The 1125-nt window shown below is 68.2% G+C and carries 2 protein-coding genes; both read left to right on the forward strand.

Annotated features, from left to right (window positions below; genetic code table 11):
- Positions 1-850 (forward strand): phage major capsid protein (locus tag A5733_RS09770; RefSeq protein ID WP_076239971.1); only part of this gene is annotated, 850 nt, incomplete at its 5' end.
- 71 nt (positions 851-921) lie between these two features.
- Positions 922-1104, forward strand: coding sequence for a hypothetical protein (locus A5733_RS09775; protein ID WP_076239972.1), 183 nt, complete (start codon positions 922-924; stop codon positions 1102-1104).
- Positions 1105-1125 lie beyond the last annotated feature (21 nt).

Raw genomic sequence — 1125 nt, forward strand, 5'->3', positions numbered from 1 at the left:
CCGGACCGACATCGTCGAGACGCTCGGCCGCAAGGACCTCACCATCCGCAATCTGGTGAGCAACCGCAAGACCGGATCGGATCTGGTCGAGTACGTGCGTGAGACCTCGCACACCAACGCCGCCGCGGTCGTGCCCGAAGCGACAAGCTCGGCCGCTCCGACCGCTCCGGGAACGGCCGGCGCGCTGGTCCCGAATGCCGGGGGCGGCTACAAGCCCGAGGGCTCTTGGGCGTTCGAGATCAAGCAGGAGCCGGTCAAGACGATCGCCGAGTGGGCACCAGCCACCAAGCGGGCACTGGCCGACGTCGCCGCCCTGGAGGGTTTGATCAACGACGAGCTGCGCGCCGACATCGCGGAGACCGAAGAAGATCAGATGCTCAACGGCAACGGTTCCGGTGAGAACTTCACCGGCATCAACAACACCTCGGGCATCCAGACCCAGGCGTGGGCGACGGACTTCTTCACCACGACCCGCAAGGCGATCACCAAGGCCCGCACCGTGGGCCGCGTGAACCCGACGGCGTGGGTGCTGAACCCGGCCGACGCCGAGGCGCTGGACCTGCTCAAGGACGGCGAGAACCGGTACTACTACGGCGGACCGCAGGCCCTCGGCCCCCGCACGCTGTGGGGCCGACCCGTGGTCGAGTCCGAGTCGCAGACGGCCGGCACCGGCTTGCTCGGCGACTGGTCCAAGGCGGTCCTGTGGGACCGGGAGCAGACCACGGTCACCATGACCGATTCGCACGCGGACTTCTTCGTGCGGAACCTGGTCGCGATCCTGGCCGAGGAGCGGCTGGCGTTCGGCGTGACCCGTCCGGCCGCGTTCGTTCAGGTCGACCTCACCGCGTAGCGGTGGCTCTGATCACCAGTGGCTTCGGCGGGGACACCCCCCCGCCGAAGCCCACTCAGAAAGGCGGACCCGTGAAGCGATACGACGTCGAAATCAACGGCGTGCGAACCACGCTGCAGCTGTCGGATGCCGATGCCAAGGCGCGCGGACTGATCAAGCCAGCCGCCGAGGAGAAGAAGGCCGCGCCGACGAAGGCGCGCACGGCGGCGAACAAGTCGCGCACCGCGGCCAACAAGAGCGGCAATGCCGGTTAGCGATCTCCCCGCGGCAGATCT

This window comes from Mycobacterium sp. NS-7484 (genome assembly GCF_001953975.1).
Lineage (GTDB): Bacteria > Actinomycetota > Actinomycetes > Mycobacteriales > Mycobacteriaceae > Mycobacterium.